The following is a 17,350-nucleotide window of genomic DNA, read 5'->3' on the forward strand; positions in this document are numbered from 1 at the left end:
ATTCCGAAAATCACATTTTTGCCCTCCCATCTTCCAATATCAAACACCGAAACCCGGAAAAAGATCGCTCATGCAAACGATGCAGCACCGATCACGTTCTCAAGATCACTCACGGAAAAATGCTGATAAAAATCAAACTTGTGAAACATAAAAAATAAACATCCCTAAAATCATGCCAGCTGCTACTCACGCATTAAGATAGACACAGGAAAATAGCCCGGTGCCGGCAGATCGGCAAATTCCAGGAATGATTTGGAGAGATATTAGTGACGGAGAATCAGCATAGCAACCCGCACAATAAAAGCCGACGGCAGAAAAATCGCCGTCAGCCACGAAATAGCTACAAACCATTCACCCCGGCAGAATTAGCAGCCCGCAAGGCCAGTCTGCCGCACATCAACTACCCTGCCGAGCTACCCGTAAGCGCACAGCGTGAAAATATCGCACAAGCCATCCGCACACATCAAGTAGTCATCCTCGCCGGTGAAACAGGCTCAGGCAAAACTACTCAACTGCCAAAAATCTGCCTAGAGATTGGGCGTGGGATAAACGGCATGATCGGGCACACCCAACCCCGCCGCATCGCAGCCCGCTCCGTCGCCGAAAGAATCTCCAAAGAGCTTGGGATCAATCTCGGAGGCACAATCGGCTATCAGGTGCGTTTTACCGAAATTGTCTCCCGCGATACGCTCGTCAAACTCATGACGGACGGGATCCTACTCGCTGAAATCCAAGCTGATCCGCTACTCCAAAAATACGACACCATCATTATCGACGAAGCCCACGAGCGCTCACTGAACATCGATTTTCTTCTCGGCTATTTGGCGCAACTCCTCCCAAGCCGGCCAGATCTAAAATTAATTATCACTTCAGCCACCATTGACTCCCAACGTTTCGCAGCACATTTTGCGAAATACACACAGTCAGCATCCCAGAATGTGCCAATAATTGAAGTCTCCGGCCGCACGTATCCGGTAGAGATCCGCTACCGTCCGCTTGACGGCAGCTGCAAACAGGGCACACTTTCGCCCTTCACTCCTGCAACCCCTGCAAAGATCAACACGCCCAATCACGAAACAGACTTTGCCGCAAGCGAATATCTCGATGCTGAACCGCAAGATCAAATCTCAGGAATCCTCAACGCAGCATCGGAACTCATGCAAGAAGGTGCCGGAGATATTCTCGTCTTCCTCTCCGGCGAAGGCGAAATCCGCGAAACACAAAAAGCTTTTCACGACGAATTAGGCTCGCGATATATCGCACCTGGCGGAAGCTCAAAGATTCCTGGCGCAGTGGAAGTATTACCACTTTTCGCACGCCTTTCCGCAGGCGAACAACACCGGATCTTTGAGCCGCACAATCATCGGCGGATCATCCTATCTACCAATATCGCTGAAACTTCACTCACAGTACCAGGGATTCGTTACGTGATCGACCCTGGCACAGCACGCATCTCTCGTTATTCAAACAAAACTAAAGTGCAGCGCCTGCCAATTGAGCCAATTTCACAAGCGTCTGCAAATCAACGCTCCGGCCGTTGCGGGCGCATTGCTGACGGGATCGCGATCCGGCTCTATTCTGCTGACGATTTTGCCAGCCGCCCAGAATTTACTGAACCGGAAATCCAGCGCACTTCATTGGCAGCCGTAATCCTCCAAATGGCAGCATTAAATCTCGGCACAGTAGCAGATTTCCCATTCATTGACCCGCCAGATTTACGTGCCGTGCGCGCCGGGGCGCAGCTCCTTGAAGAAATCGGAGCATTGGAAATTGGGGTACGGCAACCAAAACTCACAAAGATTGGTCGCAAACTTGCGCGCCTCCCAATCGATCCGAGATTAGGCCGAATGCTGCTGGCAGCAAATGAAAACGGCTGCGCTGCAGAAGTGCTGATACTTGTGGCAGCGATGAGTGTCCAAGATGTACGCGAGCGCCCGCTTGAATTTAAAACACAGGCAGACCAGCTCCACGCCCGCTTCACCGAAGCAAGTTCTGATTTTCTCGCCTACCTGAATCTTTGGCGTTATCTGCGCACACAGCAGCGCGAACTTTCCGGATCGGGATTCCGGAAAATGTGTCGGGCAGAATATTTACATTGGCTTCGTTTCCGTGAATGGGAAGATGTAGTGCTCCAGCTTCGGCAGCTTGCGAAACCGCTTGGGATTACATTGAACGAGATTTCCATCCCTGACCAGCAGCAACTACAGGAGGCTGCACGGGCACTCGCCGATGAGGGCAAAGATTCGACGCACCACCGCGATATAGTTACTGCCGTCAAAACACTTGCAAATTCTGCTGACGTACCCGCTGCTGAAGCGATCCATCAGTCACTGCTTGTTGGGATGCTTTCAAATCTTGGCAATTGGGATGAACGTAAGCGTGATTATGCTGGTGCTCGCGGCACGCATTTCGTGATTTGGCCTGGTTCTGGTTTATATCGGCGCACTCCCGCGTGGGTAATGGCGGCCGAGCTTGTCGAAACTTCCCGGCTCTTTGCCCGCACTGTCGCGCGGATAGATTCGGATTGGATTGAAAAAGTTGCCGGGCATCTGATCAAACATCAATACTCAGAACCCTACTGGTCTACGCGCAACGGTGCTGCAATGGCGCACGAAAAAATCACGCTTTATGGGATGACGATAGTTGCCGACCGGCCAGTATTGCTTTCAAAAGTTGGCACACCAGATGCACGCGAATTGGCACGTGAACTTTTCATCCGGCATGGTCTTGTTGAAAACCAGTGGCGTGCACACCATAAGTTCATGAAGCATAATCTGCGCGAGCTTGCACAAGCTCAGGAAGTTGCAACTCGACTGCGGCAATATGGGCTAGTAGCCGACGAAAATGCCCAATTTACCTTCTTTGATGAGCGAATCCCTGAAGATATCGTCTCTGGAAGGCATTTTGATACGTGGTGGAAAAAAGAGCTGCGCCGGCAGCCAGATTTACTCAATTTCACGCAGGATTTCCTCCTTGGCACGACTGCTTATCATGCTGAAGATTTTCCACAAATATGGCGGCAGGGCGAAATCGAATTGCCACTCAAATATGGTTTCGAGCCAGGTGCTTATGCTGACGGGTTGCGGATCGAAGTGCCCATTACGGTATTGCCACAACTGCAGGATCTTGGATTCGATTGGCTTGTGCCGGGGATGTTGCCTGAGCTGGTGCAGGCAACGATCCGTGCCCTGCCAAAGTCGATCCGCCGGAATCTCGTACCTGCCCCCGATGTCGCGCGCGAAATTTTGCAGATTCTCCCGTCATGGCATGAAGCCACTGGAAATCTGGGAAAGCGTGCGGATACTTCAAATCAAAATGCTACAAATACAGATGAGGCTGCGCCGGATTTCAAAAATAACGAGAACTCTCCGCGGCTGCAAAGCTTTTCAGAAGCTTTCACCGATGCTGTGAAAATATTGCGGAATATCGAGATTCCTCCTGAAACCTGGAATACCTTGACGCTTCCAGCGCATCTGGAAATAAAATTTATCGTACGTTCTGAACGGGGAGCAGTGCTTGATGAAGGGCACTCACTGACGAAACTCCAACGTGATCTTGCACCACAAACACACAATGCTGTGGAAAGTGTAGTAAAAGGAGCCGTCGCGCAAGCTTTAGACGCCGCCCGGGCACAAATAATCGTCGGTGGGGCAGCTCGGCAAACACAGCAGAATATGCATCCAAACGGTCAAATGACAGCAGCGCATGCACAGAAAATAACTGCGAACGGAACTACTGCAAAAGCAGATGCAGCAGATTTAACCGCAGATTTTGAAGATTTGCAGACCTGGCCCAAGCTGCGCGATGGAAAATTGCCGGAACTGGTTGAAACTGTTGGCGCAAACGGAACTGTGGTCCGCGGTTATCCTGCGCTAAGCGAAGTCCCGAACACAGGCACCACGCAGCAAGGAGCGAATCCCAGCAAGGTGAGCGTCTCCTTGCGCGTGCTGGCTGATCCTGCCTTGCAAGTACGAGATCACAAGCAAGGTATCATCCGGCTCTTGGCAAATGAACTGCTGCTTCCTGAAGGCAGAATCACTTCACGCTGGAACAGTACAGAATCACTTTTACTCGCCGGATCCCCATATCCGAATACTGCTACTTTTGTGCAGGATTTACATCTTGCCGCTGTGCGAAATATTGGAACGAAGTGGGCAAAACAGCATAAATGCCCGCTCGGACGGCTCCGCAGCGAAGCAGAGTATCGTGCTTTGCATAAATTCCTGAAAGACCGGATCGAAGATGAAATTTATCGTCTCGCACAAATTTGTACTCGTATTTTCACCGCATGGAGTGAAGTGCAAGGTTCATACACCACTCCGGCAGCAAAATCTCCAGCGATGATCAACACGATCGAAGATGTGCGCACCCAGATCAGCGGATTGATTTATGACGGCTTTGTTGCAAATACGCCGGATGCAGCCTTGCTTGATTTGATTCGTTATTTGAACGGGGCGAAGTATCGGATCGAGAAGGCACCAGAAAATCTTGCCGGCGATGATGGAAATGCGGAAATTATTGCCGAAGTGGAAGATTTACTTACAGCGGAGAAAGAAGCTTTCAGCAGCGAAAAATACGATCCCGTTCGCGCTTCCACATTGGAGCAGGCAAAATGGATGCTCCAAGAACTGCGGGTATCTCTTTTTGCACAGCCGCTAGGTACGAAAATGAAAGTTTCTCCGCAGCGAATCCAAAAACTTCTCTCTTCTTGATCACGCGGACTACGATATAGCGGACGCGGGCAGCCGAAATCAGCATATTGAAACAATGTTTTCCACGTAACAGTCAAAGTAGCTGATTGTAGTTTATTTCAACGCAGTGTGATCGCTAGACTCGTAATCGAAGAAAAGGAAGCGGAAGCGGAAGGAAGCTTCCCCCCCCGGCACGAATTGGTGATACGTGATAAATCTCCGATTAGTGATATCTTTCAACAAAGAAAATCGAAAACTCGTTTATGGATCTGATATCAGCCGCTGAACTGGCTTGGGAATTATTAGCAGAGTATCAATTGCACGATTGGAGCTTCGGCTTTGATCGTGCACGCCGTCGTGCCGGAGCTACAAATTTTAGCAAACGAAAAATTACCCTCTCGCGCGAGCTCACAACGGCGTATTCAGAAACCCAAGTCAGAGAGATCATCCTGCATGAAATCGCGCACGCACTCGTCGGCGCAGCGCATGGGCATAATCAAATTTGGCGTGCAAAATGCATCGAAATTGGCGCAAAACCGATCGCTTACCTCCGTGAAGATGCCACAAATGAAATCCATAATGCTGCTCGCCCGAAACCATTATGGATTGGCACCTGCCCTGCAAAGCACAAAATTGACCGCTATCGCCGTCCGCGCACTCCGCAGTCTTGCGCCAGATGCTCCCGGACTTTTTCTCCCAAACATCTAATTTCATGGCGCAATACTCGTACCGGCGAGGTGATTTCGTAAATGCCAGCGCAATCCGATGATCCTGGGAAGTTTCGCGATTTTATTGAGTATCTCGCTGTTTAGAGTTTATAAATTCGCAAATCCCTTCAGCACCGCGCTCAATTATGGCGAGCGTGTCATAGAATCCTGCTTGCCCGCCGTACCAGGGATCAGGAACATCATATGCACCGTCAGAAACTGTGAAATCCGCATATCGTGAGCGTTTTTGGTTTTGCTCGCTGGGGCTAGAAAGTATTCCGCCTGCACCGAATACGCCGTGTACAGCATATTCGCAAGTGCCATCAAATTCGCGCCAGAGATGCAGTTTCGTTAAATCTGTGAGCATCATTGTACGTAGTCTGCGCGCGTGCCCGGCTGTCATTGCCAGAATTAAATCAAATTCTTGCAGTTCTTTTCGGGTCACTTGATGTGCGCGATGGTTTGGGACACAATATCCAGCTTCTCGTAATACTCGCGCCGCACGTGTATCAATTTGGTTTCCTTGCTCTTCAGCCGAGACGGCTGCGGAAGCTACTGCTACATCAGTAATTTTTGCTTGTGAAAGTTTCTCCCGCAGCACGATTTCACCCATTGGTGAACGGCAGATATTTCCAGTGCAGACTATAAGTATGCGATAAGGCATACTCATAATTTTAGAAATCCCAATCATCGTCTTCAGTTGCTTCAGCAGTGCCAATCACATACGAAGAACCTGAACCGGAGAAGAAATCATGATTTTCATCAGCATTCGGGGATAGTGCAGCGAGAATTGCCGGGTTCACTGCCGTCTGATCTGATGGGAAAAGTGCCTCGTATCCGAGATTCATTAAGGCTTTGTTTGCATTGTAACGCAAGAACATCTTGACATCTTCGGTCAGGCCCATTTCGTCATATAAAGATTCTGTGTAGCCTTCTTCGTTTTCGTATAAATCGTAGAGTAAATCGAAAGTGTAGTCTTTTAATTCCTGCTGGCGTTCTGGCGATGCTTTTTTCACTGCCTGCTGGTATTTGTAGCCAATATAGTAGCCATGTACTGCTTCGTCGCGGATGATCAGGCGAATCAAATCGGCTGTGTTTGTGAGTTTTGCGTGTGCAGACCAATACATTGGAGCATAAAATCCGGAATAGAAGAGGAATGATTCGAGCATTGTAGATGCTACTTTTCGCTTTTCGGGATCATCTCCGCGGTAGTAGCTGAGCACGATTTCAGCCTTCTTCTGCAGGTATTCATTTTCTTCTGACCAGCGGAATGTTTCCTCGATTTCTTCACTTGAGATCAGTGTGGAGAATATTGAGGAATATGATTTCGCGTGCACTGATTCCATGAATGCAATATTCGTATACACTGCTTCTTCATGCGGGGTGATGGCATCAGGAATCAGTGATACTGCTCCGACGGTGCCTTGAATCGTATCGAGAAGCGTCAAGCCGGTAAAGACGCGGGTGGTCATGAGCTGTTCGTGTGGCTTAAGCGTATTCCACGATTGGATATCGTTTGAGAGTGGGATCTTCTCTGGTAGCCAGAAATTACCCGTCAGGCGCTCCCAGACTTCCTGATCTTTTTCGTCCTCAATTTTGTTCCAGTTGATTGCCTGCACTGCAGAAACCAGCTTAATTTTTTCGCCTGCCATAGCGCCTCCTTGATCCTGAGAGCAATTTCGTAAAATTTATGATCTGTTAATTCTTTGACGGATTTCCAGGCTGATGTAGCCTGGAAATTTTCCGCTTATTTTCCCGCAGGTAATTATCATCCGAATTATTGCTGCCACTGTTTATTCTGCAGTGTTTTGCTGAACGCCAATTTGCTCAATGTGAAAAACATCTGCAAATCTCAATTTACCTGCTTTTGTCTGCATTAGAGCATACACGAAACACAGCCTTCGACTTCTGTGCCCTCCAAAGCTGCCTGACGAATTCGCATATAGTAAAGGGTCTTGATTCCTTTCCGCCACGCATAAATATAATTCTTGTTTACATCGCGCGTAGTGACGGTATCTGGATAGAAGAGCGTTAATGAGAGCCCTTGGTCTACGTGCTGGGTAGCGACGGCATAAGTGTCGATGATCGCTTGTGGACCAATTGCATACGCATCTTGATAGTATTCGCGATTCTCGTTCGTCATATATGGAGCCGGATAATAAACGCGACCGATTTTGCCTTCTTTGCGGATTTCGATTTGTGAAACGATTGGGTGGATTGAAGATGTGGAATTATTGATATAAGAAATTGAACCAGTGGGCGGAACGGCTTGTAAGTTTTGATTGTACATGCCGTATTTTTGCACATCTTCCTTTAGCTTGCTCCAATCTTCTTGTGTCGGGATCTGGATCTTTGCGAAGAGCTCTTTTACACGCGCTGTTTCAGGCAGCCATTCCTGATCAATGTATTTATCAAAATAGGTGCCTTTAGCGTAATCGGAATTTTCAAAATTCTCGAATTTTTCTCCGCGTTCTTTTGCGAGCTGCATTGAGGAACGAATCGCATGGTAAACCACTGTATAGAAGTAAATATTTGTAAAATCGAGAGCTTCTGGTGAACCATAATGAATTCGCTCGCGCCCAAGGAAACCGTGTAAATTCATCTGCCCTAAACCGATTGCGTGTGACATCTTATTTCCACGCTCGATTGACGGCACAGCAGAATTATCTGCCCGATCCGAGACGGCTGTCAGTGCACGAACCGCCGTCTCGACGGTCTTCCCGAAATCTGGTGAATCCATCGTCTTGGCAATATTTAATGAGCCAAGATTACATGAGACGTCTTTTCCAATTTTTGTGTAGCTAAGATCTGAACTAAATTCAGATGCTTCGGAAACTTGTAAGATTTCCGAGCAAAGATTCGACATCGTAACTCGCCCGGCGATCGGGTTCGCTTTATTAACGGTATCTTCAAACATAATGTAGGGATAGCCGGATTCAAACTGAATTTCGGCAAGTGTCTGGAAGAAGTGGCGGGCATTGATCTTTGATTTACGAATCCGCTTATCGTTAACCATTTCTTCATATTTTTCCGTCACTGAAATATCGGTAAATGGTTTTCCATAAACACGCTCGATATCGTATGGCGAGAAAAGATACATATCAGCATTGCGCTTTGCCAGCTCAAAGGTAATATCGGGGATAATCACTCCGAGTGAGAGGGTCTTGATTCGGATCTTTTCATCTGCATTTTCCCGCTTCGTATCAAGGAATCGCAGAATATCTGGATGATGCGCATGGAGATAGACGGCGCCCGCTCCTTGGCGTGCACCAAGCTGATTTGCATAGGAGAAAGCATCTTCAAGCAGCTTCATTACTGGATTCACACCTGAAGATTGGTTTTGGATCTTCTTAATTGGCGCGCCTAGTTCACGCAGGTTTGAAAGATTCAAAGCTACGCCGCCGCCGCGCTTGGAAAGCTGCAATGACGAGTTGATCGCACGAGCAATTGATTCCATATTGTCTTCAATGCGTAATAGGAAGCAGGAAACGAGCTCACCCCGAGCTGCTTTACCAGCGTTCAGGAAGGTAGGAGTTGCTGGCTGGAAGCGCCCGGAAATAATTTCTTCCATTAATTCCATCGCGGATGCTTCATTTCCATTTGCCAGCGTTAAAGCGACCATGCAAACGCGATCTTCATAGCGTTCAAGGTAACGTGTACCATCGAAAGTCTTTAAGGTGTACGAGGTGTAATACTTGAATGCGCCAAGGAATGTAGGGAACCGGAACTTATGCGCATAGCAGGCTTTGAATAGCTCTTTTATGAAAGCAAAATCGTAGGCTTCGATCACGTCTTTTTCGTAGTATCCCTCAGTAATCAGATAATCTATCTTCTCTTCAAGATCATGAAAATAGACGGTGTTTTTATTTACATGCTGCAAAAAGTACTGCCGCGCCGCCATCCGATCTGCATCAAACTGAATTTTTCCGTCAGCATCATACAGATTCAACTGCGCATTGAGCGCATGATAATCCAAACCTGGAGCAGTGATTTCTTCACCAATATCGGTTAAAGTCGTGTCCAAAATTCTTCCAATCCTATTTGTACTTTTTTCACATCATCTGGGGTGCCAAGAAGTTCAAACCGATACATATGCGGCACTTTCGTCTTGGCACTAATAATATCGCCAGCTAAGCAATAGGCTTCGCCGAAATTTGTGTTACCACTCGAAATCACTCCGCGAAGTAAACTGCGATTGTGCTCGTCATTCAAAAATTTTATGACTTGCTTTGGGACGGCACCTTTTAGATTTCCTCCACCATAGGTTGGCACAATGAGCACGTATGGCTGATTGATCTGCACCTCTGGATCTGTTTTGCGGAGTGGAATCCGCTGCGCCGGAAATCCCAATTTTTCCACAAACCGCTGCGTATTATTCGTAGCAGATGAGAAATAAACGATCTGCACCATTCTCATCCACTCCTTTCTGAGACTACTTTTGAAAACTGACGCTACGCCAAGCTACTGCAATTTCGTTGTGATATTCTTCAAACCGCTTAGTATTTGAAACAAACTTACAAAGATACCGTCAGCCAAAATATAGCGCTTATATTGCTGCCAATAAAGCATTACAGAACCTGCTGCAGATAAGCACCACCACGAAGAAATGATGCATCCAGAGCGCTTATTCATTTGCAAAATAAACGCTCCAGACTGCATCTTCAAAGATCAAGCAGAAACAGCTTCCGCTGAAACTTTCACTAAAGCCTTGATCTTATCTGGACGGAATCCAGCCCAATGATCACCATCGGCAAAAATGACTGGTGCCTGCTGATAGCCAAGTGCTTTCACTGTAGCGAGAGCAGCTTCGTCTTGTGTTAAATCAACTTCTGAAAACTCCAGACCGTTCTTCTGTAATGCACGCTTCGTAGCATTGCACTGCACACAATTGGGTTTGGTGTAAACAGTAATACTCATTTTTTCCATGCTCCTCTCTGCTAGTTTTACTAGCTAATTTTCTTTCAAACAGCTCAATTTTGCGGTTTTATCAACCCTGAGAACTACAGATATAAACACTACACCTAGTGGCGCGATTTTCGCTGCACCACTACATAGTGTGCCTTGTGTGATATCTCGCGCTCGTTATTTCCGATTTCAATTTGACTGTGGAAAGCTTTCGCTAAAAGGTGGAGCAACTGCCAAAATAAGACATTTGCCAAAAGGAGAACCACACACTTGCTCCACCTAAAGCGAAATTTTCCATTGCATAAAGTAATGGAAAAACCAGCACTATTTGGGACATTTTCAGGATCGCATCACCTTCCCCAGAAATTTCTTTGCTTTTTCATTCCACGCACACTTTGCCCCGAAATTACGCCAAAAAATTCACTTCCTAAGAAAAATTTCAAAAAAATTTTCCACTTAACCACAGCCTGTGGAAAATAATTTTCCACCCTTTCCACACTCACCCCTGGAAATTATCCACAATGGTGGAAAATTTCATGCTTTCCGCTTCGGAACAGCAGTAAAATTTTCCCAATATGCGGCGTGGCGGAAAATCCGGGCGTGTCGTAAATTGACAGCGCCACCAATAAAACCAGCACACCCCTCCACCAAAATCACAATAAATCTGCACAACACGGCTAAAAAGTCCCAAAACAAACATCAAAAACCCATCAAACAAAAACTAATTAGCCGCATTTTCACCCTTCACGTTGCTTACACACCAAGAGTCCGGAAAGATAGGAACGTGCAATCTTTTTTTGAAAAATACATCAGAAATGCCGGTCTCCGCGTTACCAAACCGCGCCTGGCAATCTTGCTTGAATTAGCAGAGCATCCGCATTTAACTGCGGAAGAAGTAAAAAATGGCGTTACGCAACGTCTTGGATCTATTTCCACACAAGCCGTCTATGATGTGCTCCACACACTCACCGAAAAAGATTTGCTCCGTTGCATCGCGCCAAAAGGCTCAGTACCGCGCTACGAATTACAACGTAACCGCAACCATCACCATTTAGTCTGCCGCAATTGTTGCAAAATCATTGACGTGAAATGTAAAAACCCGAACCCGCCCTGCCTCGATATCGATAATGCTTACGATTTCATAATTGACGAAGCCGAAGTAACATTCTGGGGAATCTGCCCAAAATGTCAAGAACTGGATCCGAGCCACTTGAAATCGGAAAAAGCCCCCGTCCGTAAAGGATAAAAGGTATGCACAATCACCAAGACCAAATCCTAGAACCACCCAGCAAATTAACACCTCGCACGATATCGCGGATCCCGATCACCGCACTCTTCATTTCAGCGATGCCAGCAGAAAGTACGGAACTCCGAAATGCGCTCATCGCGCGACTCAAAAAAATAAACCAGTCTAAAATAATCGACCACACACAGATAAAAACGGAATTTGGTGCAACCGAACTGATCACGTGCCCGATCCGTCTATCCGTGGAAGAAAACGCACAAACAAAACCGAATTTTTCCTATTTGCTCGCCACCAGCGGCATCGGCATGGTAAACGCAGCCGCCACGCTCAGCTCACTACTGACACAATACGCACCAGAAATCATCGTCTGTACCGGTTCAGCCGGTGGTTTGCATCCAAATTCGCGCGTGCGTGATGTAGTGATCGGCACCGAATATCTCAATTCACGTGCCGACGCCACTGCTTTTGGCTACGCTCCTGGTCAGGTACCAGGAAATCCAGCGAGCATCTCAATCACCGACGATGTACGTACAGCAATCGCAGCCGCCCTGACAAAAACCGCCAGCAGCGAAGCAGGAGCAGCAGGCTTGAAGATAACCGCATATTCTGGTCAGATGCTCAGCTCAGACGCCTTCGTAACGGACGCAAACGTGGAAACAACCCGCGAATTATTTCCAGATGGTCTGACGGCAGACATGGAATCACAAGCTTTCGCCCAAGTAGCAGCAAAGTATGCAAATACTCCGTTCGTGGCCGTGCGTGGAATATCTGATCTTTGCAGCACCCCAGAAGACCAGTCAATCTCCTTTCATGCCGAGCTTTCCGAAGTAGCTGCACAGGCAGCACAGATCGCACTCGATATTGTGGAAAATTTTGCGCCCAAATCATTGTAAAACTGCAAAAAAACCGTGGCTGTGCAAGCCCGCATTTGCAAAACTGCAAAATCCAGATCCGCACAGCCACTCTGGTCCTTGGAAAAATCTGAATCTTTATGAAAGACCCAGCTGATCAAGGATGAAAGCATATTCACTGGCACGGTTTTCCCAACGCTGATACCGCCCAGATCCGCCCGCATGCCCAGCAACCATTTCCGTCTTCAAGAAAATCGGACGGGCAATATCAGTTCCATTTTCCGCATCCGCATAATTCAGCGTCTGATCACGCAAAGCAGCCACCCATTTTGTAGGTTCAAGGAAACTCACCCGCACATCATTGATCGAAGTAGCCGCTAAAATCGCAGGATACTCCACCGCAGAAATGTTTTCATACGGGGAATAGCTCCGCATATATTCATATACTTCCAGTGATTCCAACGGATTACCCCACTCTTCCCATTCACCAACAGTGAGCGGTAATTCCGGTTTCAAAATCGTGGTGAGCGCATCTACGAACGGAACGCCTGCAAGCACCACACGATAAAGTTCCGGCGCAAGATTCGCGATCGCCCCCATCAAAAGTCCGCCTGCAGAGCGCCCTTCAGCTGCAATTCGCTGTGGATCAAGCAACCCAAGATCCACCAGATACCGCGTCGAATCAATGAAATCAGTGAAGGTATTCCGTTTTTCAAGCAATTTCCCATGCTCATACCAGGCGCGCCCAAATTCTCCACCGCCACGCACATGTGTAAAAGCCACTACCACCCCGCGGTCAAGCAGTGAAATCAGCAGATTGTTAAACCACACGTCATTCGTGATTTCATAAGAACCATACCCATTTACGTATCCCGGATTTTTCCCATCACGCCGCAAATCTGCCCGATGTGCAATCGTGACTGGGATTTGCGTACCATCCCGGGCAGTAACCCATTCCACGTATTCTACATAGTCGCTCTGAGAAAAATTCGGCACAGGCGTAACTTTCAAATCCTGCAATTGCCGCGAATCGAGATCATATTCGCTGACGGTAAGCGGCGTAATGAGTGCCTCACGCGTAAATTGCAAAGAACGTAAATCCCACTCGGCGTTCACGCCAAGTTCAAGTGTTTCACCGGGTCGCGTGGGAATTAATTCCGCCATTTCCCAGCAAATCTGAGCAGTATTTGCAAAATCAGAGCAGGCAGACTCAGATGAGAGATCAGCCGAAAGTGAATCCTGCCGTTGGCGCAAAATCCGAATCTGCGGCATCCCCGCAACACGCATCTGGACGGCAGCAAAACTGGCAAAACCGGCAAGCTCCACAACACGCTCACCTGGTTGCGGAGAAAAAATTACCGGAAGTTGCGTCAAATCAAATGGCGCTACTTCATTTGCAACCGCAATCTCAAAATCGGGATGATGCAAATTGTGGCTGACAAGGATCCCATTTGCAACCAGCTCAGCATAATATTCCACACCTTCGCGTCTGCCGCCGATCGAGAACGGTGCAGGCTGATGCAAATCTTGAGCTACCCTAGTTTCTAGATAGCTTGCAGTTATTTCGCGATCCTGCTCGCCGCTAACATTACTCTTTGCTGCCACTCCTGCTATATCACCAGCTTTGGCCACCCGTAAATCAAGCAAATACACTTCACTCGTAGTACGTGATGAAGTATTGAGAACCAGCCAATCTCCATTGCGCGAAGCTTCGATCCAGACCTCGAATCGCGCGTCATTTTCCCGCCAAAGCAGCACATCTTGCATCGCAGAAGCACCTACCTGATGAACCCACAATTCGCAGGTACGCCAGGCATCATCGGCGCGCAAATAATAAATGCGCGATGCATCAGCATTGAAAATCAAACCGTAAGTGATCCCAACAACCACATCATCTATCACTGCGCCGCTTGCGATTTCATGGATCCGCAACCGGAAAGTTTCACCGCCAGAGGTGTCGATCGCGAGCGCACACAGTCTGCCGTCACGCGAAATCGCGCGTGATCCAATTGCAAAAAATTCTTCACCAGCAGCAAGTAAATTTGCGTCATAAACTAGCTGTGCCTGCTTGACCACAGCTGCATTGCCAACGGCAGGACGGCTCGGAAAATCTGTGCGCGGCAAACGCCACAACAGTGGATACGCTGCTCCTTTACGAGTCTCACTCCAATACCAGTAATCACCTTGCAGCGTAGGCACACCCAAATCGTCTTCCTGTGTATGCGCCGCATACTCGCTCACAAGTTGTTTGCGTAAATCTTCCAGATGCGCTGTTTGTGTAGTGTAATAATTATTTTCTGCACGAATATGCGAATATACTTCGGATTCTGACGCATTCCGCAACCATTCGTAGTTATCTACAAATTCATCACCGTGAAAAATTCGGGTAATTGGACGCTTTTCAAGCATTGGAATTTTAGTTGCCAGATTTGGATCTATTTCTTCAGCCATGCCCTTCATTATACGGATTTACGCAATCCGATCCGGAATCATGGCTGCTTCGCTGGGAAAACACCTCATAATGTGTTCATGATTAAATTACGATTCCCATATCGCGCAGCTAAATTCCAAATGTTGCCAGCAAAATTTGTAAAATGTGGGATTTTTTCACGTTTCTCGCTAAGGTGGAATGCATGGAACACGAAATTGTGGTGCACGCATGGGCTGACGTCGCCTGCCCGTGGTGTTGGCTTGGGAAACGCCGTCTAGAAAAAGGAATTGCACTTTCGGGCGCAAAAGTGGCTGTTGAATATCACTCTTATCAGTTGCGCGCCGATGCTCCTGCAAGCACGAACGAGACTTTGGCAAAACATTTGGCGAATTCTCATGCAATTCCATTGACGGAAGTATCTGCAAGCTTTGCAAAAATCACTGAGTTGGGTGCGGAGTATGGAATTTCCTATGACTGGAATGCAGTACAGCCGGTGAACACTTTCCTCGCACATCAGCTGATTTATGCGGCGAAAGCTACTGGGCAAAATTCGGAAGAAGCGGCTGTAAAAGGCGGGGAAATGTTTGAACGCCTTTGGAAAGCCTACTTTTCTGAGGGCGCAAATATCGCAGACTCAGATACGCTAATCGATATTGCGGAAGAATTGGGGATGGATCGCGAGCACACCGAAGCTGAACTTGAATCTGGCGAGCACGCCGATTCGGTCCGTGCCGATATCCGTGATGCTGCGCGGATTAACATCACTGGTGTACCGTTTTACGTGATTGGCGGAAAACTCGGTGTTTCCGGCTGCCAAACAGCTGAAATTTTCGCCGACGGAATCAAACAGGCACTTACGCAAATGCGTGCAGAACCGCAGCTCTAAGTTTCAAAAGTGATAGATTAACGGCAGCAAACACCCCGACTTCCGCCATTTAGCAAAATTTTACCGCTTTCAAGCCCGCCTGAATATACTGCTTGAAATGCCGGAAAATGGCGGAGGTTGAAGAAACCGGCGGAAGTCGAGGGAAACCGGCGGAAGTCGAGGGAAACCGGCACTTATCACGCTGTACAGACAACCAATTCAAACCGTTTACTCATACACCCCGAAATCGCACACACGAAAATATCTCATCGGGCAAAATCGTTATTTTAAATTCGTAATCTTCTTCCGAAAATTAGATATTTTGCTAGACAAGTCACATCAACTAAAGATACGATAGTAACACAGGTCACGATTAAAACAAGTTTAATACCCTGTCTATCACTTCCGTAAAGCAAGCTCACGAAAGCATAATGTGCGTTTGTCTCCGCAACGGCCAGGCTTAGCAGATTCTCCCCTGCAGGCTGTTTAATCTGCAACTTCAACTTAAAGATTGGCTGAAATATCGCAATGCCGCAATATTTCAGCACAGTTAATCAGACAAATATAGATACGCCGCTGCATGCAAAGGATTGAAATGTTAAAAAATCGAACGAAAATCGTACTTCTCTTTACCCTTTTGACTATTCAGCCCCTAATCTGCATCGTCAGCATTTCCTGGTATCACCAATTTTTCCTTCCAAGTTATCTGCGCGGCGATTCTTTTCTGAATTTACATATCGCCGCTTTCGTAGCCATCACAATCTGGTCACTATTACTCGCATTTGAATTGAAATTGTTATCGTCTCCCGATCTAAATCGGAAATTTCAAATTGCACTGCCGCTGCTCACAATTTCCCTGTATGCGTGTATCACACTCGTGTTTTTTGAAAGTTTATTCAGCCAATACTCCGTAATATTCCTCGGCTCCTGGATTATTCCAGTAGTTACTCTCTGCTCGTATTCAATTTTAATTAAGGAGAAATGATTATTATCCGCCGCTAATACGCAGCTCGCTACTGCTGATATATAGCCTGCTACTGCTGGTGTGCGGCAGTTTGCGCTACAGCCAACCGATCTACAAACTCGTTCGCCACATCACCGTTATGGCCGCGCACCCACTCAACTTCCGTCCGCCCAATCCGGCTTTCATAAAGATTTAACAGCCGTTCGATAAGCTCGCGGTTCAGCACTGGTTTACCGTCAGATTTACGCCAGCCGCGCTTGCGCCAACCGGGCGCCCACTTCGTCATTGAGTTAATGACATATGAAGAGTCTGCACGAATTAGCAGCGATCCTTGTGCGCCCACATATTCGAGTGCTTTAATCATTGCGGTAAGCTCCATAATATTATTCGTGGTCTGATGCGCACCGCCGCTTTCATGATAACCAGTCTTTTGCTCCACGAACGCCCACCCGCCAGGCCCAGGATTACCCGAACACGAACCGTCTGTAGCCACAATAAAATCAAACCCTGGCTTAATTACGCCAACTGGCCCGCTCGTTTCCATCTGATACTCCCTCATGATTCCTGTATTTCTGAACTTATCTCTGCCTGTTTACCGCTTTCTATTCTGGCATATAACCACGCCAAGGCAACTATCAGTATGATTGACTTTTATTCGCAGCTCGGGCGGAAGCCAAGCGGCAGCAGCGA

General features: G+C 47.5%; 12 protein-coding genes. 5 read left to right on the forward strand and 7 right to left on the reverse strand.

The genetic code is table 11. The features are described 5' to 3' along the window. Positions 1 to 266: 266 nt before the first annotated feature. Together hrpA and J2S36_RS05250 are read left to right on the forward strand one after the other, a co-directional pair. Complete coding sequence (hrpA, locus tag J2S36_RS05245; protein WP_309956241.1) at positions 267 to 4,712, forward strand: ATP-dependent RNA helicase HrpA; 4,446 nt, start codon at positions 267 to 269, stop codon at positions 4,710 to 4,712. Between the two features lie 242 nt (positions 4,713 to 4,954). After that, positions 4,955 to 5,440: a SprT-like domain-containing protein gene (locus J2S36_RS05250; RefSeq protein ID WP_309956243.1), complete on the forward strand. Its 486-nt coding sequence runs from the start codon at positions 4,955 to 4,957 to the stop codon at positions 5,438 to 5,440. Between the two features lie 40 nt (positions 5,441 to 5,480). On the opposite strand, the gene J2S36_RS05255 is transcribed toward J2S36_RS05250, so the two are convergent. The 5 genes from J2S36_RS05255 to nrdH form a co-directional block, all read right to left on the reverse strand. Further along, positions 5,481 to 6,062: a low molecular weight protein-tyrosine-phosphatase gene (locus tag J2S36_RS05255; RefSeq protein ID WP_309956246.1), complete on the reverse strand. Its 582-nt coding sequence runs from the start codon at positions 6,060 to 6,062 to the stop codon at positions 5,481 to 5,483. 10 nt (positions 6,063 to 6,072) lie between these two features. Further along, positions 6,073 to 7,050, reverse strand: coding sequence for a class 1b ribonucleoside-diphosphate reductase subunit beta (gene nrdF / locus J2S36_RS05260; protein ID WP_309956248.1), 978 nt, complete (start codon positions 7,048 to 7,050; stop codon positions 6,073 to 6,075). Between the two features lie 224 nt (positions 7,051 to 7,274). After that, positions 7,275 to 9,422 carry a class 1b ribonucleoside-diphosphate reductase subunit alpha gene (gene nrdE, locus J2S36_RS05265; RefSeq protein WP_309956250.1) on the reverse strand — a complete coding sequence of 716 codons (2,148 nt, stop codon included), beginning with the start codon at positions 9,420 to 9,422 and terminating at the stop codon, positions 7,275 to 7,277. Then, a complete protein-coding gene (nrdI, locus tag J2S36_RS05270; protein WP_309956252.1) occupies positions 9,407 to 9,808 on the reverse strand; it encodes a class Ib ribonucleoside-diphosphate reductase assembly flavoprotein NrdI in 402 nt (133 codons plus the stop codon). The genes nrdE and nrdI overlap by 16 nt, the downstream gene beginning before the upstream one ends. Before the next feature lie 258 nt (positions 9,809 to 10,066). Continuing rightward, positions 10,067 to 10,315 carry a glutaredoxin-like protein NrdH gene (gene nrdH, locus J2S36_RS05275; RefSeq protein ID WP_309956254.1) on the reverse strand — a complete coding sequence of 83 codons (249 nt, stop codon included), beginning with the start codon at positions 10,313 to 10,315 and terminating at the stop codon, positions 10,067 to 10,069. Between the two features lie 457 nt (positions 10,316 to 10,772). Here nrdH and J2S36_RS05280 point away from each other — a divergent pair, with 457 nt between their 5' ends. Both J2S36_RS05280 and mtnN read left to right on the forward strand, forming a co-directional pair. Next, the gene (locus tag J2S36_RS05280) at positions 10,773 to 11,549 is read left to right on the forward strand and encodes a Fur family transcriptional regulator (RefSeq protein ID WP_309956256.1); all 777 of its coding nucleotides are present in this window, start codon (positions 10,773 to 10,775) and stop codon (positions 11,547 to 11,549) included. A 5-nt stretch (positions 11,550 to 11,554) separates the two neighbouring features. Beyond that, complete coding sequence (gene mtnN, locus J2S36_RS05285) at positions 11,555 to 12,442, forward strand: 5'-methylthioadenosine/S-adenosylhomocysteine nucleosidase (protein WP_309956258.1); 888 nt, start codon at positions 11,555 to 11,557, stop codon at positions 12,440 to 12,442. Positions 12,443 to 12,538: 96 nt separating this feature from the next. Here mtnN and J2S36_RS05290 read toward each other — a convergent pair whose 3' ends face one another. Beyond that, positions 12,539 to 14,851 carry a S9 family peptidase gene (locus J2S36_RS05290; protein ID WP_309956260.1) on the reverse strand — a complete coding sequence of 771 codons (2,313 nt, stop codon included), beginning with the start codon at positions 14,849 to 14,851 and terminating at the stop codon, positions 12,539 to 12,541. Between the two features lie 182 nt (positions 14,852 to 15,033). Between J2S36_RS05290 and J2S36_RS05295 the strand changes: the two genes are divergently transcribed. Continuing rightward, positions 15,034 to 15,717 carry a DsbA family oxidoreductase gene (locus tag J2S36_RS05295; RefSeq protein WP_309956262.1) on the forward strand — a complete coding sequence of 228 codons (684 nt, stop codon included), beginning with the start codon at positions 15,034 to 15,036 and terminating at the stop codon, positions 15,715 to 15,717. A 1,013-nt stretch (positions 15,718 to 16,730) separates the two neighbouring features. Here J2S36_RS05295 and J2S36_RS05300 read toward each other — a convergent pair. Then, entirely contained in the window at positions 16,731 to 17,204 is a 474-nt protein-coding gene (locus tag J2S36_RS05300) for a ribonuclease H family protein (protein ID WP_309956264.1), read from the reverse strand. Positions 17,205 to 17,350: the final 146 nt, after the last annotated feature.

The sequence above is a fragment of the Arcanobacterium hippocoleae genome, assembly GCF_031456295.1.
Taxonomy (GTDB): domain Bacteria; phylum Actinomycetota; class Actinomycetes; order Actinomycetales; family Actinomycetaceae; genus Arcanobacterium_A; species Arcanobacterium_A hippocoleae.

Bases quoted from the DNA above. Each gene is read 5' to 3' on its own strand.
- mtnN (WP_309956258.1), top strand. From the start codon at position 11,555: ATGCACAATCACCAAGACCAAATCCTAGAACCACCCAGCAAATTAACA.
- J2S36_RS05290 (WP_309956260.1), bottom strand. From the start codon at position 14,851: ATGGCTGAAGAAATAGATCCAAATCTGGCAACTAAAATTCCAATGCTT.
- nrdI (WP_309956252.1), bottom strand. From the start codon at position 9,808: ATGGTGCAGATCGTTTATTTCTCATCTGCTACGAATAATACGCAGCGG.
- J2S36_RS05295 (WP_309956262.1), top strand. From the start codon at position 15,034: ATGGAACACGAAATTGTGGTGCACGCATGGGCTGACGTCGCCTGCCCG.
- nrdH (WP_309956254.1), bottom strand. From the start codon at position 10,315: ATGAGTATTACTGTTTACACCAAACCCAATTGTGTGCAGTGCAATGCT.
- J2S36_RS05250 (WP_309956243.1), top strand. From the start codon at position 4,955: ATGGATCTGATATCAGCCGCTGAACTGGCTTGGGAATTATTAGCAGAG.
- nrdF (WP_309956248.1), bottom strand. From the start codon at position 7,050: ATGGCAGGCGAAAAAATTAAGCTGGTTTCTGCAGTGCAGGCAATCAAC.
- J2S36_RS05255 (WP_309956246.1), bottom strand. From the start codon at position 6,062: ATGCCTTATCGCATACTTATAGTCTGCACTGGAAATATCTGCCGTTCA.
- J2S36_RS05300 (WP_309956264.1), bottom strand. From the start codon at position 17,204: ATGGAAACGAGCGGGCCAGTTGGCGTAATTAAGCCAGGGTTTGATTTT.